16 protein-coding genes are annotated in these 18030 nt (G+C 74.5%); 12 read left to right on the forward strand and 4 right to left on the reverse strand.

Annotated features, from left to right (window positions below):
* Nucleotides 1-44 precede the first annotated feature (44 nt).
* From BMW99_RS27990 to BMW99_RS28000, 3 genes are all read left to right on the forward strand, one after another.
* Nucleotides 45-656 carry a hypothetical protein gene (locus BMW99_RS27990; protein WP_075017774.1) on the forward strand — a complete coding sequence of 204 codons (612 nt, stop codon included), beginning with the start codon at nucleotides 45-47 and terminating at the stop codon, nucleotides 654-656.
* A 167-nt stretch (nucleotides 657-823) separates the two neighbouring features.
* On the forward strand, nucleotides 824-1723 hold the full coding sequence (locus BMW99_RS27995; RefSeq protein WP_079176200.1) for a MurR/RpiR family transcriptional regulator: 900 nt from the start codon (nucleotides 824-826) through the stop codon (nucleotides 1721-1723).
* 290 nt (nucleotides 1724-2013) lie between these two features.
* The gene (locus tag BMW99_RS28000) at nucleotides 2014-2523 is read left to right on the forward strand and encodes a hypothetical protein (protein WP_245791655.1); all 510 of its coding nucleotides are present in this window, start codon (nucleotides 2014-2016) and stop codon (nucleotides 2521-2523) included.
* 15 nt (nucleotides 2524-2538) lie between these two features.
* Here BMW99_RS28000 and BMW99_RS28005 read toward each other — a convergent pair whose 3' ends face one another.
* Nucleotides 2539-3867 (reverse strand): type III PLP-dependent enzyme domain-containing protein, encoded by a 1329-nt coding sequence (locus BMW99_RS28005; RefSeq protein WP_069467070.1) that lies wholly within the window; start codon nucleotides 3865-3867, stop codon nucleotides 2539-2541.
* Nucleotides 3868-3991: 124 nt separating this feature from the next.
* Between BMW99_RS28005 and hutU the strand changes: the two genes are divergently transcribed.
* The 4 genes from hutU (at nucleotide 3992) to hutI (ending at nucleotide 9697) form a co-directional block, all read left to right on the forward strand.
* Nucleotides 3992-5656, forward strand: coding sequence for a urocanate hydratase (hutU, locus tag BMW99_RS28010; RefSeq protein ID WP_069467067.1), 1665 nt, complete (start codon nucleotides 3992-3994; stop codon nucleotides 5654-5656).
* Nucleotides 5657-5745: 89 nt separating this feature from the next.
* Complete coding sequence (locus tag BMW99_RS28015; RefSeq protein WP_107451767.1) at nucleotides 5746-6942, forward strand: allantoate amidohydrolase; 1197 nt, start codon at nucleotides 5746-5748, stop codon at nucleotides 6940-6942.
* Complete coding sequence (locus BMW99_RS28020; protein WP_075017775.1) at nucleotides 6933-8297, forward strand: formimidoylglutamate deiminase; 1365 nt, start codon at nucleotides 6933-6935, stop codon at nucleotides 8295-8297. The genes BMW99_RS28015 and BMW99_RS28020 overlap by 10 nt, the downstream gene beginning before the upstream one ends.
* Before the next feature lie 200 nt (nucleotides 8298-8497).
* Nucleotides 8498-9697, forward strand: a complete 1200-nt coding sequence (hutI, locus tag BMW99_RS28025; protein WP_075017776.1) for an imidazolonepropionase — start codon at nucleotides 8498-8500, stop codon at nucleotides 9695-9697.
* Nucleotides 9698-9767: 70 nt separating this feature from the next.
* Here the strand turns inward: hutI and BMW99_RS28030 are convergent, their stop codons facing one another.
* Nucleotides 9768-10700, reverse strand: a complete 933-nt coding sequence (locus BMW99_RS28030; protein WP_069462193.1) for an RNA polymerase sigma factor SigF — start codon at nucleotides 10698-10700, stop codon at nucleotides 9768-9770.
* 189 nt (nucleotides 10701-10889) lie between these two features.
* On the opposite strand from BMW99_RS28030, the gene BMW99_RS28035 reads away from it, so the two are divergent.
* Nucleotides 10890-11258, forward strand: a complete 369-nt coding sequence (locus tag BMW99_RS28035) for an STAS domain-containing protein (RefSeq protein WP_069462192.1) — start codon at nucleotides 10890-10892, stop codon at nucleotides 11256-11258.
* Between the two features lie 143 nt (nucleotides 11259-11401).
* Nucleotides 11402-11908, forward strand: coding sequence for an ATP-binding protein (locus tag BMW99_RS28040; RefSeq protein ID WP_069462191.1), 507 nt, complete (start codon nucleotides 11402-11404; stop codon nucleotides 11906-11908).
* A gap of 66 nt (nucleotides 11909-11974) precedes the next feature.
* On the opposite strand, the gene pdxR is transcribed toward BMW99_RS28040, so the two are convergent.
* Nucleotides 11975-13381, reverse strand: coding sequence for a MocR-like pyridoxine biosynthesis transcription factor PdxR (gene pdxR / locus BMW99_RS28045; protein ID WP_075017777.1), 1407 nt, complete (start codon nucleotides 13379-13381; stop codon nucleotides 11975-11977).
* 47 nt (nucleotides 13382-13428) lie between these two features.
* Here pdxR and BMW99_RS28050 point away from each other — a divergent pair, with 47 nt between their 5' ends.
* The gene (locus BMW99_RS28050) at nucleotides 13429-13983 is read left to right on the forward strand and encodes a carboxymuconolactone decarboxylase family protein (RefSeq protein WP_079176201.1); all 555 of its coding nucleotides are present in this window, start codon (nucleotides 13429-13431) and stop codon (nucleotides 13981-13983) included.
* A gap of 114 nt (nucleotides 13984-14097) precedes the next feature.
* Here BMW99_RS28050 and BMW99_RS28055 read toward each other — a convergent pair whose 3' ends face one another.
* Nucleotides 14098-15630: a peptide MFS transporter gene (locus tag BMW99_RS28055; RefSeq protein ID WP_069462032.1), complete on the reverse strand. Its 1533-nt coding sequence runs from the start codon at nucleotides 15628-15630 to the stop codon at nucleotides 14098-14100.
* Nucleotides 15631-16046: 416 nt separating this feature from the next.
* Between BMW99_RS28055 and BMW99_RS28060 the strand changes: the two genes are divergently transcribed.
* Both BMW99_RS28060 and BMW99_RS28065 read left to right on the forward strand, forming a co-directional pair.
* A complete protein-coding gene (locus tag BMW99_RS28060; RefSeq protein ID WP_069462033.1) occupies nucleotides 16047-16721 on the forward strand; it encodes a response regulator transcription factor in 675 nt (224 codons plus the stop codon).
* 12 nt (nucleotides 16722-16733) lie between these two features.
* Nucleotides 16734-18002: an ATP-binding protein gene (locus BMW99_RS28065; protein WP_069462034.1), complete on the forward strand. Its 1269-nt coding sequence runs from the start codon at nucleotides 16734-16736 to the stop codon at nucleotides 18000-18002.
* Nucleotides 18003-18030: the final 28 nt, after the last annotated feature.

The following is an 18030-nucleotide window of genomic DNA, read 5'->3' on the forward strand; positions in this document are numbered from 1 at the left end:
ACCGCCAGCGCTGTCCTGGGGGACTTGAGGGGACGGGAGGGGTCGTGACGGGGGACGAGTCGCGGGGCGCGGCGGGCCCGACCGCGGGTGATGCCGAGGGCCGGACGGCGGGCGAGGTGCGCGGACGCGCCGAGCGGGTGGGCGTGACGGAGCTGCCGGACGCGGCCGCACGGTCGGACGCGGTGGGGCAGGTGGGCCGGGGCTGGTTCCGGCGGCCGGGCCGGCCGGCGGAGGTGCTGCTGCCCGAGGCGCGGTGGCGCCGGTGGGTGCTGATCGCGCCCGGCCTGGCGGTGCTCGGGTTCGTGCTCCTGGTGGCGACGGCGGTGCTGGACGACCGGCACGGCAAGCGCGCGTCCGCGCTCTGCCACCAACTGCCGGTGCCGTGGGCGCTGTTCGTGGGGGCGTGGGCGTCGCTGGTGTGCGGGGTGGCCGCGATGGCGGTGTGCGCCCTGTTCTTCCGTGCGGCGCGGCGCGCGGGGCGGCACGGCGCCGAGTGCTGGCAGGGCACGGCGGCGGTCTGCATATGCGTGGCCGACGTCCTGGTGGTGATCTTCCAGGCCGTGGCGGTGTACGGGGTGCACGCCGAGGCCGGCGAGGCGTACTGGAGCTGTGCGGGGGCGGGGGCCCGGGCGCTGTCGGCGGTGCTGGGCGGCTGACGGGCCGTCGACTGGTGGCCAGGGGGGCCGGGGTGGCAGGGAGGCCTGGTAGCCGGGTGGCTGGGAACGGTTGCCGGGGTTGCCGGACTGCATATCCTCATGCAGAGTCAGGAGCGACTGAATAACGGCCGGTGGAGACCGGCGGACGAGGCCAGGGACGGACGACGATGGGCAGCGGGGACGACGCCGTGGGCGCGGCGGACGCCACGGGCGGTGCGGGTGCCGAGGGGGGCGCGGGCCAGGGGTCCGCGCGGCTGTTGCGGCTGTTCGAGGCGCACCGGCTCACCCCGACCCAGCGGCGCATCGCGCACTGCCTGGTGCGCAAGGCCGACGAGGCGCCGTTCCTGTCCAGCGTGGAGGTCGCCGAACTCGCCGGTGTCAGCCAGCCGTCGGTGACGCGGTTCGCGGTCGCCCTGGGCTTCGACGGCTACCCGGCGCTGCGCCGCCACCTGCGCGAGGTCGCGCCGGGGTCCGCGTCCCCGGCGGCGGCCGCCTGCAACGAGTACCAGCAGGCGGTGCTCGCCGAGATCGAGAACCTGCGGCATCTGGCGGCGCTGCTGGCCGATCCCGGTCCGGTCGCCCGGGCCGGAGCGCTGCTGGCCGCGTCGCGGCCGCTGCCCGTGCTGGGGCTGCGGGCGGCCGGCGCCCAGGCCGGCGGGTTCGCGTACTTCGCCGCCAAGGTCCATCCGGACGTCCGGCTGCTGGACGAGGGCGGCACGATGCTCGCCGACCGCCTGGACGCCGCGGTGCGCGCGGGCGCGAGCGCGCTGCTGTGCTTCGCGCTGCCCCGCCACCCGCGCGAGACCGTCGAGTCGCTGGCGTACGCCAAGGGCGCCGGCCTGACGGTGGTCACCGTCGCCGACAGCGCGTTCGCCCCTGTCGCCGCCCACAGCGACCTGCTGCTGCCCGCGGCCGTCGGCACCGGCCTCGCCTTCGACACCGCCTGTGCGCCGATGCTCCTGGGCCGGGTCCTGCTCGAGTCCATGTGCGACGACCTCCCCGACGCCCAGTCCCGCCTCGAGGAGTTCGACACCCACGCCGCCGCCCGCGGCATCTTCGTCGACTAGCGCCTCGCCGAGCCCGGAGGCCCGAAGGCCCGGCGTCCCGGACGCCCAGGTGCCCCCGGGGTGCGCCTTCCCCCTGCGGAGGCGGGCCCGTCCGTGCGGGCGTCGCGGGCAGGCCCCGGTTCCCCGAAGCCGGTGGCTCGGTTGTGCGGGCGAGTCGCCGGCCGAGCGGAGGGGGTCCTCATGGATTCCTCACGAGAATCTGAGAATCGGGCCGTACGCTCCGCAGCACGAACGACGGCTGACGAAGGAGGGAGCGCCCAGTGGTGCGCGGGGCCTACACATTGGCGCGGGTGGCGGTGACGGTGCGTGCGGCGGCGAGCCGGCTGTGGTGGCTGGGCGTGGTCGCGGCGGGGGCCGGGACGGCGGTGACGTTCAGCCCGACGGGGCGGCGGATCGGCGTGATGGCCGGCGCGGCCCTGTTCCTCGTGGCGGCGGCGGCGGTCTTCGCGATACGCGGCGGCCGCTACGCGACCCGGGCGCGTGCCGCGTCGCGGGCCGCGAAGTCGGTGTACCTGCAGGACCGCAGGGTGACCGTGCGGGCCTGGGCGCGGCGGCGCCGGTGGTGGCTGCTGCTCGCGTTCGTGGTGGCGCTGGGCTCGAACGCGCTGCTGCCGTGCGCCGGCGGCATGCTCGTCGCCGGGCTCGGTGCGGGCCTGTGGGCCCGTTCGGTGCGGCTGGCGGGACTGGAGCGCGCCAGGGACGCGCTGCTGTGGGTGCGGCCGGACGGCGACCAGGCCGTCTACCAGCTCACCGGCATCGCGGCGGGCGACGCCGCCCCCGGCGGGGGCCGGCGCCGCTGAGCACCGCGCGGCGGACTAGCGGCTGGCGCGCCGCAGCGGCGGCAGGCCGCCGCCGCTCTCCGCGATCAGCTCCGCCTCGGACTGCGCGGTCCGCACCGGCGTGAACTCCACGGTGCCGTCCGGGAGGGCGGTGTAGCCGAGGACGGCGGGGCGCGGCAGCGAGTTGTACGCGAAGTGGTTCGAGAAGTAGTACGCGCCGGTGTCCAGCAGGGCCACGTGGTCGCCCGACTCCAGCAGCGGCAGCGGGCGCCCCTTGGCGACCAGGTCGCCCGCGAAGCAGCAGGGCCCGGCGACGTCCTGGACGACCGGCTCGCCCGCCTTCTCGCGGCCCTTGGCGTCCAGTGCCAGCACGCGCAGCGGCCAGGCGTCCGGCACGAACACGGTGCGGGTGGCGACCTGTGCGCCCGCGTGCGTCACCGCGATCGGGCGCCCGCCGGCGGACTTGGCGTATTCGACGCGGGCCAGCACGGTGCCGTTCTTGGCGAGCATCGACCGGCCGAACTCGGTGACCAGCCCGTACCGCCCGTCGAACAGCCCCGGCACCTCGGCGCGCAGCAGGTCGGCGTACTCGGCGTAGGACGGCGTCACGGCGTCGGAGTCGAAGTTGACGGGCAGGCCGCCGCCGATGTCGAGGACGGTGACCTGCCGGCGTCCGGCGGCGGCGTTGATCCGCTCGGCCAGCTCGTACGCGGCCCGCACCCCGGCGACCATCAGCTCCAGCGGCACGCCCTGCGAACCGGTGTGGGTGTGGAGGCGGTTCATCCAGGGGCGCCCGGCGTAGGCGCGCAGCACCCACTCCTCGGCGCCCGGGTCGCGCAGTGCCACGCCGAACTTGGAGGTGGCCGTCGCGGTGCTCATCGCGCCGATGCTGCCGGCGCCGATCTGCGGGTTGACCCGCAGGCCGACCGGCGAGGCGGAACCGGCGTCGGCGCGCAGCGCGTCGATCCGCTCCAGTTCCTGCGGGTTGTCCGCGTTGACGGCGACGCCCAGGGTGAGCGCCTCGCGCAGTTCCGCGCGGGTCTTGGCGGGGGAGTCCAGCACGATGCGGTCGGCCGGGATGCCCGCGGCGCGGGCCAGCGCCATCTCGCCGGGGCTGGCGACCTCCGCGCCCAGACCGCACTCGCCGAGCAGGGCGAGCACCGGCACCAGGGAGGCGGCCTTCACGGCGAAGGTGTGCGTGATCTCCACGCCGGGCGTGGCGAAGGCGGCGTGCAGTGCCGTCGCCGAGTCCTCGATGCCCGTGATGTCCAGCAGGCCGACGACCGGCTCCCGCTCGTCGATCAGCCCGCGCTCCACCGCGGCACGCAGCGCGTGCCCTCGCCGTATCCCCAGCTCATCCGTCATGACTGCCATCCCATCACCTCGTCTCGGAGCGCCGCCACCCGGTCCAGTGGGCGGACCTGTTGACTAGAGCTATTCAGCTGACCAGGATGTGAATGGACCACATCACGACGAGGAGGCCGGACCGATGACGGGACCGAGGCCGGTGCGCGCACCGCGCGGCACGGAACTGAGCGCTCAGGGATGGCAGCAGGAAGCCGCGCTGCGGATGCTGCAGAACAACCTCGACCCCGAGGTCGCCGAGCACCCCGACAAGCTCGTCGTCTACGGCGGCACCGGCAAGGCGGCCCGGGACTGGAACTCGTTCGACGCGATGGTGCGCACGCTGCGCGGCCTGAAGCAGGACGAGACGATGCTCGTCCAGTCCGGCCGGCCGGTGGGTGTCATGCAGACCCACGAGTGGGCGCCGCGGGTGCTCATCGCCAACTCGAACCTGGTCGGCGACTGGGCGACGTGGGAGGAGTTCCGCCGCCTGGAGGCGCTCGGCCTGACCATGTACGGGCAGATGACCGCCGGCAGCTGGATCTACATCGGCACCCAGGGCATCCTCCAGGGCACCTACGAGACGTTCGCCGCCGTCGCCGCCAAGAAGTTCGGCGGGAGCCTGGCCGGCACCATCACGCTGACCGCCGGCCTCGGCGGCATGGGCGGCGCCCAGCCCCTCGCGGTCACCATGAACGGCGGCGTGGCCCTGTGCATCGACTGCGACCCGCGGGCCATCACCCGGCGCATCGAGCACCGCTACCTCGACGTGCGGGCCGACTCCCTGGAGCACGCCCTGCAGCTGGCCACCGAGGCCCGCGACGCGCGCCGGCCGCTGTCCATCGGCGTGCTCGGCAACGCCGCCGAGCTCGTCCCGCAGCTGCTGGCGATGGGTGCCCCGATCGACGTCGTCACCGACCAGACCTCCGCCCACGACCCGCTGGCGTACCTGCCCCTGGGCGTGGACCTGGACGACATGGCCGCGCTGGCCGCCGAGAAGCCCGCCGATTTCACCCAGCGGGCCCGCGAGTCCATGGCACGCCACGTGGAGGCCATGGTCGGCTTCCAGGACGCCGGCGCCGAGGTCTTCGACTACGGCAACTCCATCCGCGGCGAGGCCCAACTCGCCGGTTACGAGCGGGCGTTCGCCTTCCCCGGCTTCGTCCCCGCGTACATCAGGCCGCTGTTCTGCGAGGGCAAGGGCCCGTTCCGGTGGGCCGCGCTGTCCGGCGACCCCGCCGACATCGCCGCCACCGACCGCGCGATCCTCGACCTGTTCCCCGAGAACGAGTCGCTGGCCCGGTGGATCAAGCTGGCGGGCGAGCGCGTGCACTTCCAGGGCCTGCCGGCCCGCATCTGCTGGCTCGGCTACGGCGAGCGCGACCGCGCCGGGGAGCGCTTCAACGAGATGGTCGCCGACGGCACGCTGAAGGCCCCCGTCGTCATCGGCCGCGACCACCTGGACTGCGGCTCGGTGGCCTCCCCGTACCGGGAGACCGAGGCGATGCTCGACGGCTCCGACGCCATCGCGGACTGGCCGCTGCTCAACGCCATGGTCAACGTCGCCTCCGGCGCCTCGTGGGTGTCCATCCACCACGGCGGCGGCGTCGGCATCGGCCGCTCGATCCACGCCGGGCAGGTCACCGTCGCCGACGGCACCGCGCTGGCCGGCGAGAAGATCCGCCGCGTGCTCACCAACGACCCGGGCATGGGCGTCATCCGCCACGTCGACGCCGGCTACGACCGCGCCGACGAGGTCGCCGCCGACCGCGGGGTGCGCGTTCCCATGCGGGAGGGCGACACCCGGTGACCCGCGGCACGCACGACACCCCCGGCGCGGCGGGATCCGCCGCGTCCGCGGGCGCCCCGGACAGCATCGCGGGCAGCGGCTTCCACGCCATGTGGCGGGACCTGCACGGCATCGGCCGGCACCCGCGGACCGGCGGCTACCGGCGCTACGCGTGGAGCGCGGCCGACGCGGACTGCCGCGCCTGGTTCCGGCAGGAGGCCGCCGCCCGCGGCCTGGCCTACGAGGTCGACCGCAACGGCAACCAGTGGGCCTGGCTGGGCGATCCCGCCCAGGGCGATGCCGTCGTCACCGGCTCCCACCTGGACTCGGTGCCCGACGGCGGCGCGTTCGACGGCCCGCTCGGCGTCGTCTCCGCGTTCGCCGCCCTCGACGAGCTGCGGTCGCGCGGCGCCCGGCCCGGCCGGCCGCTCGCCGTGGTGAACTTCGGCGACGAGGAGGGCGCCCGGTTCGGCCTCGCCTGCGTCGGCTCCCGCCTGACCGCCGGCCAGCTCCGCCCCGAGCAGGCGCGCGAGCTGCGCGACGCCGGCGGGGTGAGCCTGCCGCAGGCCATGGAGGCCGCAGGGCACGACCCGGACGCGATCGGTCCCGACCCCGAACGCCTCGCGGGCATCGGCGCGTTCGTCGAGCTGCACATCGAGCAGGGCCGCGCCCTGGACCTCGGCGGCGGCCCGGTCGGCGTGGCCTCCGCGATCTGGCCGCACGGCCGCTGGCGGTTCGACTTCGGCGGCCAGGCCAACCACGCGGGCACCACCCGCCTGGAGGACCGCCGCGACCCGATGCTCACCTACGCCACCACCGTGCTCGCCGCCCGCAAGAAGGCCCGGCTGGCCGGCGCGCTCGCCACCTTCGGCAAGGTCCAGGTCGAACCCAACGGCGTGAACGCCATCGCCTCCCTGGTCCGCGGCTGGCTGGACTCGCGGGCCGCCGACGAGGAGACGCTCGCCACCGTCGTCGCGGCCATCGAACAGGCGGCGTGCGAACGCGGGGCCCGCGACGGCGTCGACGTGACGGTCACGCGGGAGTCCTTCACCCCCGTGGTGGAGTTCGCACACGAACTGCGCGACACCCTCGCCGCGCTGGTCAGCCCGGACGCCCCCGTCCCCGTGCTGCCCACCGGAGCGGGACACGACGCCGGAATCCTCTCCGCCGCCGTGCCGACCGCCATGCTGTTCGTACGCAACCCCACGGGCGTGTCGCACTCCCCGGCCGAATCGGCGGCCGAGGACGACTGCGTGGCAGGGGTGACGGCACTGGCCGACGTACTGGAGGGTCTCGCGTGCAGGTGACGTACTGGCTGGAGCACGCCTGGCTGGGCACCCACGTCGAACCGGGGGTCGCGCTGACCGCCGCCGACGGACGGATCACCGAGGTGCGCACGGCAGTGCCCGAACCGCCGCCGGGCGCGACGGTGCTGCGCGGCCTGACCCTGCCGGGCCTCGCCAACGCCCACAGCCACGCCTTCCACCGCGCCCTGCGCGGCACCGTCCAGGTCGGCACCGGCACCTTCTGGACCTGGCGCGAGCTCATGTACTCCGTCGCCTACCACCTCACCCCGGACTCGTACTTCGAGCTGGCCCGCGCGGTGTACGGCGAGATGGCACTGGCCGGCATCACCTGCGTCGGGGAGTTCCACTACCTGCACCACCAGCTGGACGGCACCCCGTACGCCGACCCCAACGCGATGGGCCGGGCGCTGATCGCCGCCGCCGCCGAGGCCGGCATCCGGATCACGCTGCTGGACACCGCGTACCTGCACGGCGGCCTGGCGCGTGGCGGCTACCAGCCGCTGGAGGGCGCGCAGCGCAGGTTCGGCGACGGCACCGCGGACCGCTGGCACGCGCGCTGGTCGCAGCTCGACGACGGCGACCTCGGCGACCACGCCAGGATCGGCGCGGCCCTGCACTCGGTGCGCGCGTTCTCCGACCGCGACGGCTACAAGCTCTTCGCCGAGTGGACGCGGGACACGCCCACCCACATCCACCTGTCGGAGCAGCCGGGCGAGAACGAGGCGTGCCTCGCCTTCCACGGCCGCACCCCCGCGCGCCTGCTCGCCGACTCCGGCTTCTGGGGCCCGCACACCACCGCCGTGCACGCCACCCACCTCACCGGCGAGGACATCTCGCTGCTCGGGCGGGCCGGCAGCACGGTGTGCATGTGCCCCACCACCGAGCGGGACCTGGCCGACGGCATCGGCCCGGCGCCCCAACTCCGGCGTGCGGGAAGTCCGTTGAGCCTCGGCAGTGACAGCCACGCGGTGATCGACATCCTGGAGGAGGCGCGGGCGCTCGAACTCGACGAGCGGCTGCGCAGCCGTACCCGCGGCCACTGGACGGCGGCCCAGTTGCTGCGTGCCGCCACCGAGGACGGCCACGCCTGCCTGGGCTGGGCGGACGCCGGGCGGCTGGAGGCCGGCGCGCTCGCCGACTTCACCACCGTCGCCCTGGACTCGGTGCGCACCGCGGGACCCCACCCGCGGCTGGCCGCCGAGACGGCCGTGTTCGCCGCGAGCGCGGCGGACATCCGGCACACGGTCGTGGCGGGGCGTCAGATCGTCCGCGACGGGGCGCACCAGCTGATCGACGACGTGCCGGGGGCGCTGGCCGCGGCGATCGCCGCCGTCGTCCGCGGCACGACCGGCTGAGCTCCGGCACCGGTGGGGCCTCCCCTTCATCCCCTCCCGGTGCGGGCGCCGGCGTCGGACCCGCGGCCGGACCCCCGGCCGGGGCCGCGTCCCGCCCCGACCCCGCCCGGCGCCCCGGGCCGCACCCCGAGCCGGAGCGCCGGGAGCCCCGGCCCGACCACCTGCCCCACGACGGCACACGGAAACGGAGAACGACGGCCATGACGGCCAGCACGCTCATCACCCACATCGGCAGCCTGGTCACCAACGATCCCTCCCTCCCCGACGCCGATCCCGCGTCCGGCCCGCTCGGCGTGCTGCGCGACGCCGCGGTCGCCATCGAGGGCGACCGCATCGCCTGGGTCGGCCCCTCCAGCAGAGCACCCGCCACCGACAACGCGGTCGACGCCGACGGCCGCGCGCTGCTCCCCGGCTTCGTCGACTCCCACTCGCACCTGGTCTTCGCCGGGGACCGCACCGCCGAGTTCGCGGCCCGCATGTCCGGCCGCCCCTACACCGCCGGCGGCATCCGCACCACCGTCGCCGCGACCCGGGCCGCCTCGGACGCCGAACTGTCCGGCGCCGTCGGCCGCTACGTCGCCGAGGCGCTGCGGCAGGGCACCACCACCCTGGAGACCAAGTCCGGCTACGGCCTGACGGTCCAGGACGAGGCCCGCAGCCTGCGGATCGCCCGCGCGCACACCGAGGAGACCACCTACCTCGGCGCGCACATCGTCGCCCCCGAGTTCGCCGACGACCCGGCCGGGTACGTCGCCCTGGTCACCGGCGAGATGCTGGACGCCTGCGCGCCGCACGCCCGCTGGGTCGACGTGTTCTGCGAGCGCGGCGCGTTCGACGGCGACCAGGCCCGGGCCGTCCTGGAGGCGGGCCGGTCCCGCGGCCTGACCCCGCGGGTGCACGCCAACCAGCTCGGGCACGGTCCGGGCGTGCAGCTGGCCGTGGAGCTGGGCGCGGCCTCCGCCGACCACTGCACGCACCTGGACGACGCGGACGTCGACGCGCTCGCCGGCAGCGGCGGCGCGACCGTGGCCACGCTGCTGCCGGGCGCGGAGTTCTCCACCAGGGCCCGCTACCCCGACGCCCGCCGGCTGCTCGACGCGGGCGTGACCGTCGCGCTGTCCACGGACTGCAACCCCGGCTCGTCGTTCACCAGCTCGATGCCGTTCTGCGTCGCCGTCGCGGTCCGCGACATGGGCATGACGCCGGACGAGGCCGTGCACGCCGCGACCTACGGCGGCGCGCGGGCGCTGCGCCGCGACGACGTGGGCCGGGTCACCCCCGGCGCGCGGGCCGACCTCCTGCTGCTGGACGCGCCCAGCCACGTCCACCTCGCCTACCGCCCGGGCGTGCCCCTGACCAGCGCCGTGTGGCGACGCGGCAAGGCGGCCTACCTGCGCTGACGCGCAGGGGCCGCCTCGGGTGCCGGAACGGGGCCCGCCGGACGCGGGGCTCCCGGATACGGGCTGGGTGTCACTCCTCGACGAGCAGGCCGCGGCGCAGCCGCAGCAGCGTGCGGCTCAGCAGCCGGGAGACGTGCATCTGCGAGATGCCCAGCTCCTCGCCGATCTCGGACTGGGTGAGGTTGCCCACGAAGCGCAGGCTGAGGATGGTCCGGTCGCGCTGCGGGAGCTGCGCGATCAGCGGCTTGAGGGACTCGACGAACTCGACGCCCTCCAGGTCGTGGTCCTCGTAGCCGATGCGGTCCGCGAGCGCCCCCTCCGGGTCGTCCTCGGCGGGCTGCGCGTCCAGCGAGCTGGCGGTGTACGCGTTGCTCGCCGACATGCCCTCGATGACCTCGTGCTCGGGCAGGCCCAGCCGCTCGGCCAGCTCGCGCACGGTCGGGGTGCGGTCCAGCTGCTGCGCCAGTTCGTCGCCGGCCTTCGCCAGGTCGAGCCGCAGCTCCTGCAGCCGGCGCGGCACGCGCACCGACCAGCTGGTGTCGCGGAAGAACCGCTTGATCTCACCGACGATCGTCGGCATCGCGAACGTGGGGAACTCCACTTCGCGGCTCAGCTCGAACCGGTCGATCGCCTTGATCAGACCGATCGTGCCGACCTGGATGATGTCCTCCATTGGCTCGCTGCGGGTGCGGAACCGCGACGCGGCGAACTTCACCAGCGCCAGGTTCAGCTCCACGAGCGTGTTGCGCACGTAGGAGTACTCGTAGGTGCCCTCGTCGAGCGACTGCAGGCGGGCGAAGAGCGTCTTGGACAGCGCTCGCGCGTCCACCGGCCCGATCTCGTCGTACGGGGGGATGACCGGGAGGTCCTCCAGGCCCTCGAACGCCGCCGGCACGCCGTGTGCCGTCCCGCTGTCTCCGCTGTCCGTGTGGACGGGCGCCGTGCGGACGGGCGCTGCCCCTTGCTGTTCCTGCTCATGATCCAGGCCGAGCCGGGGTGTCATGTGCTCATCCCTCTCTTGCGGCGGGCGGATGGCTGTGCCGTGGCCGATGGCCGCTCCTTAGCCGTATTCCACCCCTACCCCCTTTCCCTCGTATGGCGCAAGTTCAGAGCCCGAATCACACCGACTACCGCCGGGTGCGCTAAACGCGTAGGGTCAAACGGGCTTCACCGGGATCACGAAGGAGCGCACATGGACCGCGAGGCCGTCGGAACCGCCGACCTCGGCAGACTGCACGTCGAGGTGCGAGAGCACGGCAGGTCGGCGATCTTCACCCCGTCCGGCGAACTCGACCACCACACGGCGGAACTCCTGTCGGGTCCGATGGCCGACGCCATGGACACCGGGATCTCCCGCCTGGTCGTGGACTGCGGCAGCCTGGCCTTCTGCGACTCCACCGGCCTCAACGTGCTGCTGGGGGCCCGGCTGCGGGCCGAGCAGATGGGCGGCGGCGTCCACCTCGCGGCGATGCAGCCCACCGTTTCCCGGGTGTTCGAGATCACCGGCGCGGAAGCGGTCTTCACCCTGCACGACACCCTTGACCAGGCACTTCAGGAATAGCGCGCCGTGGGGGTGGGGGAACTGCGCACAGCAGAGGTGAGCCGTGGGGGCCGGGCTTTTGTGGCACCGCGGACGTGTTCCCGGAGATCGACCGGGCAGGAGACAGACGGAACCGCGCCGGACATCCGTGAGGTGAGGCTGAGATGAGCACCACCCGGCCCTACGCCGCGGACGACCGCGGTCCGGACACGGGCGACACCGTCGAGTCGTCCGGCCTGGACGGGCAGGCCCCGACCCTCGACGAGCAGGTGCTGACCCTGCCGCTCACCGGGGAGAGCGGCATAGTGCCGCGCGCCCGGGACTTCACCCGCCAGGCGCTGCACGCGTGGGGCTGGCTGCCCGCCGCCACCGCCGACCGCAGGGCCGCCGCGGAGGACGTGCTGCTGGTCGTCTCGGAACTCGTCACCAACGCCTGCCTGCACGCCGGCGGGCCGGAGGAGCTCCGGCTGTGGCGCCACTCCAAGGCGCTGCGCATGGAGGTCGTCGACGGCGGCACCGGTGACCCGGCGCCGCGCACTCCGCACCGCTCCGGCCGCCCGGGCGGCCACGGCATGTTCATCGTCCAGCGCCTGTGCCTGGACTGGGGCGTGGTGCGCAACGCCGACCGGCCCGGCAAGACGGTCTGGGCGGAGCTCGCCGCGCCGTCCTGAGCGCCGCCGCACGCCCAGCCGCCCACGGGCCCGGCCCAGCCCGGTCCGCGCCCCCGCCGACCCGCCCTAGCCGCGCAGCACCCGTACCAGCGCGTCCAGCGCCGCCGGGTAGCCGCCCTCGCCGGGCGTGCCGTATCCGATGATCAGGCCCTGCGGCCGGTCGTCCGCCGGCTCGTGCCAGTGGTCGCCGAGCGTGCCCAGGGCCAGACCCGCGCGCGCGGCGCGGTCGCGGACCGCCGTCTCGTCCGGGCCCTCGGGGTCCAGCCGCAGCAGGGCGTGGAGCCCCGCCGCGATGCCACTGGGCGCGTGCCGCCCGGCCAGCCGGGACACCAGCAGGTCCCGCCGCCGCCGGTAGCGCAGCCGGCCCGCGCGCACCTGCCGGTCGTAGCCGTGGTCGGTGATCAGCTCGGCCAGCGCGAGCTGCCCGACGGCGCCGGTGTGGAAGTCGCTGTAGAGCTTCGCCTCGGCGACCGGCCCGACCAGCCGTGCCGGCAGCACCATCCAGCCGAGCCGCAGCGCCGGGCCCAGCGTCTTGGAGGCCGTGCCGAGGTACACCACGTGCTCGGGGGCCATGCCCTGGAGCGCGCCGACCGGCTGGCGGTCGTAGCGGAACTCGCCGTCGTAGTCGTCCTCGACCACCAGCCCGCCGCCGCCCCGCGCCCACCCGGCCAGCGCGTGCCTCCTGGCCGGGTGCAGGGTGACGCCCGTCGGGTACTGGTGCGCGGGCGTGACCACGACCGCGTCGGCGTCCACCGCGCCGCCCAGCAGGTCGGTGCGGGCGCCCAGCGCGTCCGTGGGCAGCGCCACCACGCGCCCGCCGGCGCGCCGCACCACCTCGCGGTGGAACGGCAGCCCGGGGTCCTCCATCGCCACGACCGGGCCCGCGACGGCGACCAGCAGGGCCAGCCCCTGGACGTACCCGGAGGTCACCACGATCCGCTCGGGGTCGGCGACGACGCCGCGGGCCCGGCCCAGGTAGTCCGCGAGGGCCGTGCGCAGCGGCAGGGCGCCCCGCGGGTCGCCGTAGTCGAACGCGGCGGAGGGCGCGGCGGCCAGCGCCCGGCGGGTCGCCCGCACCCAGGCGGCCGCGGGGAACGACGTGACGTCGGGACTGCCCGGCCGCAGGTCGTGCCGGGGCGGCGGCACCGAGCCGGGCGCGGGCGGCGCGGCGGGGGACGCGCGGCCGGGCCGCTCGGCGACGACGGTCCCCGAGCCCTGCCGGGCCGTGAGGTACCCCTCGGCGATGAGCTGGTCGAAGGCGGCCTTCACCGTGCCGCGGGACAGGCCGAGCTGGTCGGCGAGGCGCCGGGTGGACGGCAGCCGTGCGGCCGGGGCGAGGCGCCCGCCGCGGACGGCGTCCCGCAGGGCGCGCTCCAGCGCGGCGCGGCGCCCGCCGGGGCCGGGTGACGCCCCCAGGTCCAGATGCAGGTCGACGCCCGAGGAACCCGGGAAAGTGGGCCAGGAATCAGCCATGGAACTGGACCTTATCGGGGATCCATTCGCGCCGTAACGTCGAGGCCATGAGCACACAGAGCATCGAGACCGCCGCCCGGACCGCCGCTGACTCCGCCGCCCAGGACACCGCCGGTTCCGCCGCCGCGCCCGCCGCCGCGCCCGCCTCCCCGATCGTCGTCCCGCCCGTCCGCCTCGCCGTCGACCGCCTCGTCCCGCACGTCAACCGCGCCATGAACGCGCTGGACGCCGCGTCCCGCGAGGTGGGCCTGGAGGCCTCGCTGCTGGAACTGGTGCGGGCCCGCGCCTCGCAGCTCAACGGCTGTGCGTACTGCGTGGACGCGCACTCCAGGGACGCCCGGGACGCCGGGGAGAGTGAGCGGCGGCTGTACGCGCTGCCCGTGTGGCGGGAGACGCCCTTCTTCACCGCGCGCGAGCGGGCCGCGCTGGAGCTGACCGAGGCGGGCACCCGGCTGACCGAGCAGCCGGTCGGCGACGAGGTGTTCGCGCGCGCCGCCGCCCAGTTCGACGAGAAGGAGCTGGCGGAACTGGTGTGGACGATCGCCGTGATCAACGCCTGGAACCGGCTGGGCGCCGTCGCCCGCCCGTGGCCGCTGGGCTGAGCGCGAGCGGGGAGCGGAGGAGACGACGAGCGGGGGGACGACGAGCGGGGGGACGACGAGCGGGCGGGCACCGGAGGAACCGGTGCCCGCCCGCTCAGGGGCTTCCCGCCAGGGTCAGCGCACGTCCCCCATGAGGGCGGTGACGCGCTTGCGGTACATCCAGATCGCGTAGCCCGCGAGGCAGGCCAGCGCGGCCTCCATGGTCACGATGCCGGTGCCGTTGAGGTCGACGCCCGCCAGGGACAGCAGGCTGGTGGTGCAGTCGCCCGCGGTGACGGCGAGGAACCACACGCCCATCATCTGGCTGCCGTACTTGGCCGGCGCCATCTTGGTGGTGACCGACAGGCCCACCGGCGACAGGCACAGCTCGCCGACGGTCTGGATCAGGTAGATGCCGACCAGCCACATCGGGCTGACCTTGGTGTCGCCGGTGGCCATCGCCATCGGCACCACGAAGACGAAGAACGAGACGCCGATCAGCACCAGGCCCATGGCGAACTTCACCGTGGTGCTCGGCTCCTGGTTGCGGCGGGCCAGCCACATCCAGCCCCAGGCCATGACCGGGGCCAGCGCCATGATCCACAGCGGGTTCACCGACTGGTACCAGGACGAGGGGAAGCCGAAGCCGAACAGCTCGCCGGACGCCTTCGTGTCGCCGAAGATCGACATCGTCGACCCGCCCTGGTCGTAGATCATCCAGAACACGGCGGCGGCCACGAAGAACCAGATGTAGCCGGTCATCTTCGACTGGTCGGAGTCCGACAGCTCGCGGTCCCGCTTGATCCGGAGCAGCACGGCGACCGGGATGACCAGGCCGATCACGGTGATCGGGACCAGCGCCCAGTTCAGCGTGTAGGTGCCGGTGAGCACCACGACCGAGTAGAAGGCGGCCGCGACGACCAGCCAGGACAGGCCCTTGCGCAGCACGGACGTCCGCTCGGCGCGGCTCAGCGGCTTGGGGACCTCGCTGCTGCGCGGGTTCAGGTGCCGGGTGCCGATCAGGAACTGCAGCAGGCCCAGCGCCATACCGGCCGCGGCGAGCGCGAAGCCCAGGTGCCAGCTGTAGTTCTGGCCGACGGTGCCGATCACCAGCGGCGCGGCGAACGCGCCGATGTTGATGCCCATGTAGAAGACGGTGAAGCCGCCGTCCCTGCGCGGGTCGTCCGGCCCGTCGTAGAGGTGGCCCACCATCGTGGAGATGTTGGCCTTGAGCAGGCCGGAACCGAGCGCGACGAGCGCCAGGCCGCCGAAGAACGGGCCCTCGCCGGGCAGGGCCAGCGTCAGGTGGCCGGCCATGATGATGACGGCGGAGATGGTGACGGTCTTGCGCGGACCCCACACGCGGTCGCCGAACCAGCCGCCCGGCATCGCGAGCAGGTAGACCATCGCCAGGTAGATGGAGTAGATGGCCGTCGACGTGGCCGCGGTCATCGCCAGTCCGCCGCCCTGCGACCCCTTGTCGGCGGCGGGACCGCCGGCGATCAGGTAGAGCGGAAGCAGCGCGCGCATGCCGTAGAAGCTGAATCGCTCCCACATCTCGGTCATGAAGAGGGTGGCCAGTCCGCGGGGGTGGCCGAAGAAGGTCCGTCCGGACGGCGCGCCGGTGGCGCGCTCGCGGGCGTCCTTCTTCGTCAGGCTGGTCGCCATGTGCTGAGTCCTCGTGGGGGAGGGCCCCAGGTGGCCCGTGGGGGGCCGGGAGGCCGGGAGGCCGCGGAGGCGGGCGGCACGGCATCGTCGCCAGGCCCGGTCACCGCGGCAGGACTGCTCCGCATCCGGAAGCCTGCATGACTATCCGGGAACGGGCGTTTGAATACTGTATGACACTCAGAGGTGTGGTATGGGTCGATCTGCGATCTGGGTCACACGACGGGACGCGGCCCGGATTGTCCGGAAGGTCGGCAAGGTCGGGCGAGATCATCCGGCGATCGCGGAACCGTGCCCGCGGCAATTCCCTCAGGGGTCCCGACCCTCTTCGCGCACCCTGGCGGTGGCCGCCCCACGGCGGCCATCCGCTCTGCCCACCACCGGGTCGCGGCTGCTCCGTGCGGACTACCATCAAGCCCATGACCCGCGTACTTCTGGCCGAGGACGACGCATCCATCTCGGAGCCCCTTGCCCGCGCACTGCGCCGCGAGGGGTACGAGGTCGAGGTGCGCGAGGACGGACCCACCGCTCTGGAGACCGCGCTGCTGGGCTCGGTCGACCTGGTGGTGCTCGATCTGGGCCTGCCGGGGATGGACGGCCTCGACGTCTGCCGGCGCATCCGGACCGAAGGCCACTCCTTCCCGGTCCTCGTGCTCACCGCGCGCGCCGACGAGGTCGACACCGTCGTCGGCCTGGACGCCGGCGCCGACGACTACGTCACCAAGCCGTTCCGCCTCGCCGAACTGCTCGCCCGGGTCCGGGCCCTGCTGCGCCGCGGCACCACCGAGCCCGCCCAGCCCTCCACCCACGGCGTGCGGATCGACGTCGAGTCGCACCGCGCCTGGATGGGCGACGACGAACTGCAGCTCACCGCCAAGGAGTTCGACCTGCTGCGGGTCCTGGTCAGGGACGCCGGCCGGGTCGTCACGCGCGAGCAGCTCATGCGCGAGGTGTGGGACACCACCTGGTGGTCGTCCACCAAGACCCTGGACATGCACATCTCGTGGCTGCGCAAGAAGCTCGGTGACGACGCGGGCAACCCGCGCTTCATCTCCACCGTGCGCGGTGTGGGCTTCCGCTTCGAGAAGAACTGAGTCCGCCCCTCCATGCGGCGCCGGCTGATCGCGTCCACGCTCGCCGTGGTGCTCGTCGTCATCGGCGTCTTCGGCCTGTCCCTGGTGCTGGTCGAGAGCCGGGCCATCGAGAGCACCGCCAAGGACGGCGTCGACTCGGAGGCGGTGCGGCTCACCGGAGTCGTGGAGAACCGCATCGCGGCCGGCGAGCCCATCGACAGCAGCGGGCTCGGCCGGCAGATCGCGGAGGACCGCTTCGCCGTCGTCCGCGTCCCGGGCCACCCCCAGGTGCGGCTCGGCACGCGGCCCGAGGGTTCGGTGCTCAGCTCCACCCAGCACGGCGACCACGGCGTGACCGTCACCGTCGAGGAGTCCCGGTCCACCGTCAGCCAGGAGGTCGGCCGCACCCTGCTGGTCATCCTGGCGGTGGCGCTGCTCGCGGTGCTGGCCGCGGTCGCCCTGGCCGTGCTCCAGGCCCGCCGGCTGACCAGCCCGCTCACCGACCTCGCCGAGACCGCCGAGCGCCTGGGCTCCGGCGACCCCCGGCCGCGGCACCGCCGCTACGGGGTGCCCGAGCTCGACCGGATCGCGGACGTGCTGGATGCCAGCGCCGAGCGGATCGGGCGGATGCTCACCGCCGAGCGGCGGCTCGCCGCCGACGCCTCCCACCAGCTGCGCACCCCGCTGACCGCGCTGTCGATGCGGCTGGAGGAGATCGTCGCCACCGCCGAGGACCAGGAGGCGGTCAAGGAGGAGGCGGCCATCGCGCTCGGCCAGGTCGAGCGGCTCACCGACGTCGTGCAGCGGCTGCTGACGAACTCACGCGATCCGCGCAGCGGCTCGGCCGTCGACTTCGACCTGGACGAGGTGGTCAGGCAGCAGGTGGAGGAGTGGCGCCCGGCCTACCAGGGCGAGGGGCGCTCGATGGTGCTGACCGGGGCGCGCCGGCTGCGTGCGGTCGGGACCCCCGGCGCGGTCGCCCAGGTGCTGGCCACTCTCATCGAGAACGCGCTGATGCACGGTGCGGGCACCGTCACGCTGCACACCCGCGTCACCGGCACGCAGGCCGTGGTCGAGGTCACCGACGACGGCCCCGGGGTGCCGCCCGACCTGGGCACGCGGGTCTTCGAGCGCTCGGTCAGCGGCCGCAACTCCACGGGGCTGGGCCTGGCGGTCGCCCGCGACCTGGCCGAGGCCGACGGCGGCCGGCTGGAACTGCTGCAGCACAGGCCGCCGGTGTTCGCCCTCTTCCTGGCCCAGGAGATCACCCCGCAGCCACCCCCGGACGACGTTGTCGGCTGAGCCGCCGAGGGCCTCGAGGACCGACCGG

This window comes from Actinacidiphila rubida, assembly GCF_900110255.1.
Taxonomy (GTDB): domain Bacteria; phylum Actinomycetota; class Actinomycetes; order Streptomycetales; family Streptomycetaceae; genus Actinacidiphila; species Actinacidiphila rubida.

What these genes read in the sequence shown, in the direction of transcription:
- BMW99_RS27995 (WP_079176200.1), top strand. Translation starts at nt 824, where the DNA reads ATGGGCAGCGGGGACGACGCCGTGGGCGCGGCGGACGCCACGGGCGGT.
- hutI (WP_075017776.1), top strand. Translation starts at nt 8,498, where the DNA reads ATGACGGCCAGCACGCTCATCACCCACATCGGCAGCCTGGTCACCAAC.
- BMW99_RS28050 (WP_079176201.1), top strand. Translation starts at nt 13,429, where the DNA reads ATGAGCACACAGAGCATCGAGACCGCCGCCCGGACCGCCGCTGACTCC.
- BMW99_RS28005 (WP_069467070.1), bottom strand. Translation starts at nt 3,867, where the DNA reads ATGACGGATGAGCTGGGGATACGGCGAGGGCACGCGCTGCGTGCCGCG.
- BMW99_RS28030 (WP_069462193.1), bottom strand. Translation starts at nt 10,700, where the DNA reads ATGACACCCCGGCTCGGCCTGGATCATGAGCAGGAACAGCAAGGGGCA.
- BMW99_RS28015 (WP_107451767.1), top strand. Translation starts at nt 5,746, where the DNA reads ATGTGGCGGGACCTGCACGGCATCGGCCGGCACCCGCGGACCGGCGGC.
- BMW99_RS28055 (WP_069462032.1), bottom strand. Translation starts at nt 15,630, where the DNA reads ATGGCGACCAGCCTGACGAAGAAGGACGCCCGCGAGCGCGCCACCGGC.
- hutU (WP_069467067.1), top strand. Translation starts at nt 3,992, where the DNA reads ATGACGGGACCGAGGCCGGTGCGCGCACCGCGCGGCACGGAACTGAGC.
- BMW99_RS28060 (WP_069462033.1), top strand. Translation starts at nt 16,047, where the DNA reads ATGACCCGCGTACTTCTGGCCGAGGACGACGCATCCATCTCGGAGCCC.
- BMW99_RS28065 (WP_069462034.1), top strand. Translation starts at nt 16,734, where the DNA reads ATGCGGCGCCGGCTGATCGCGTCCACGCTCGCCGTGGTGCTCGTCGTC.
- BMW99_RS28035 (WP_069462192.1), top strand. Translation starts at nt 10,890, where the DNA reads ATGGACCGCGAGGCCGTCGGAACCGCCGACCTCGGCAGACTGCACGTC.
- pdxR (WP_075017777.1), bottom strand. Translation starts at nt 13,381, where the DNA reads ATGGCTGATTCCTGGCCCACTTTCCCGGGTTCCTCGGGCGTCGACCTG.
- BMW99_RS28040 (WP_069462191.1), top strand. Translation starts at nt 11,402, where the DNA reads ATGAGCACCACCCGGCCCTACGCCGCGGACGACCGCGGTCCGGACACG.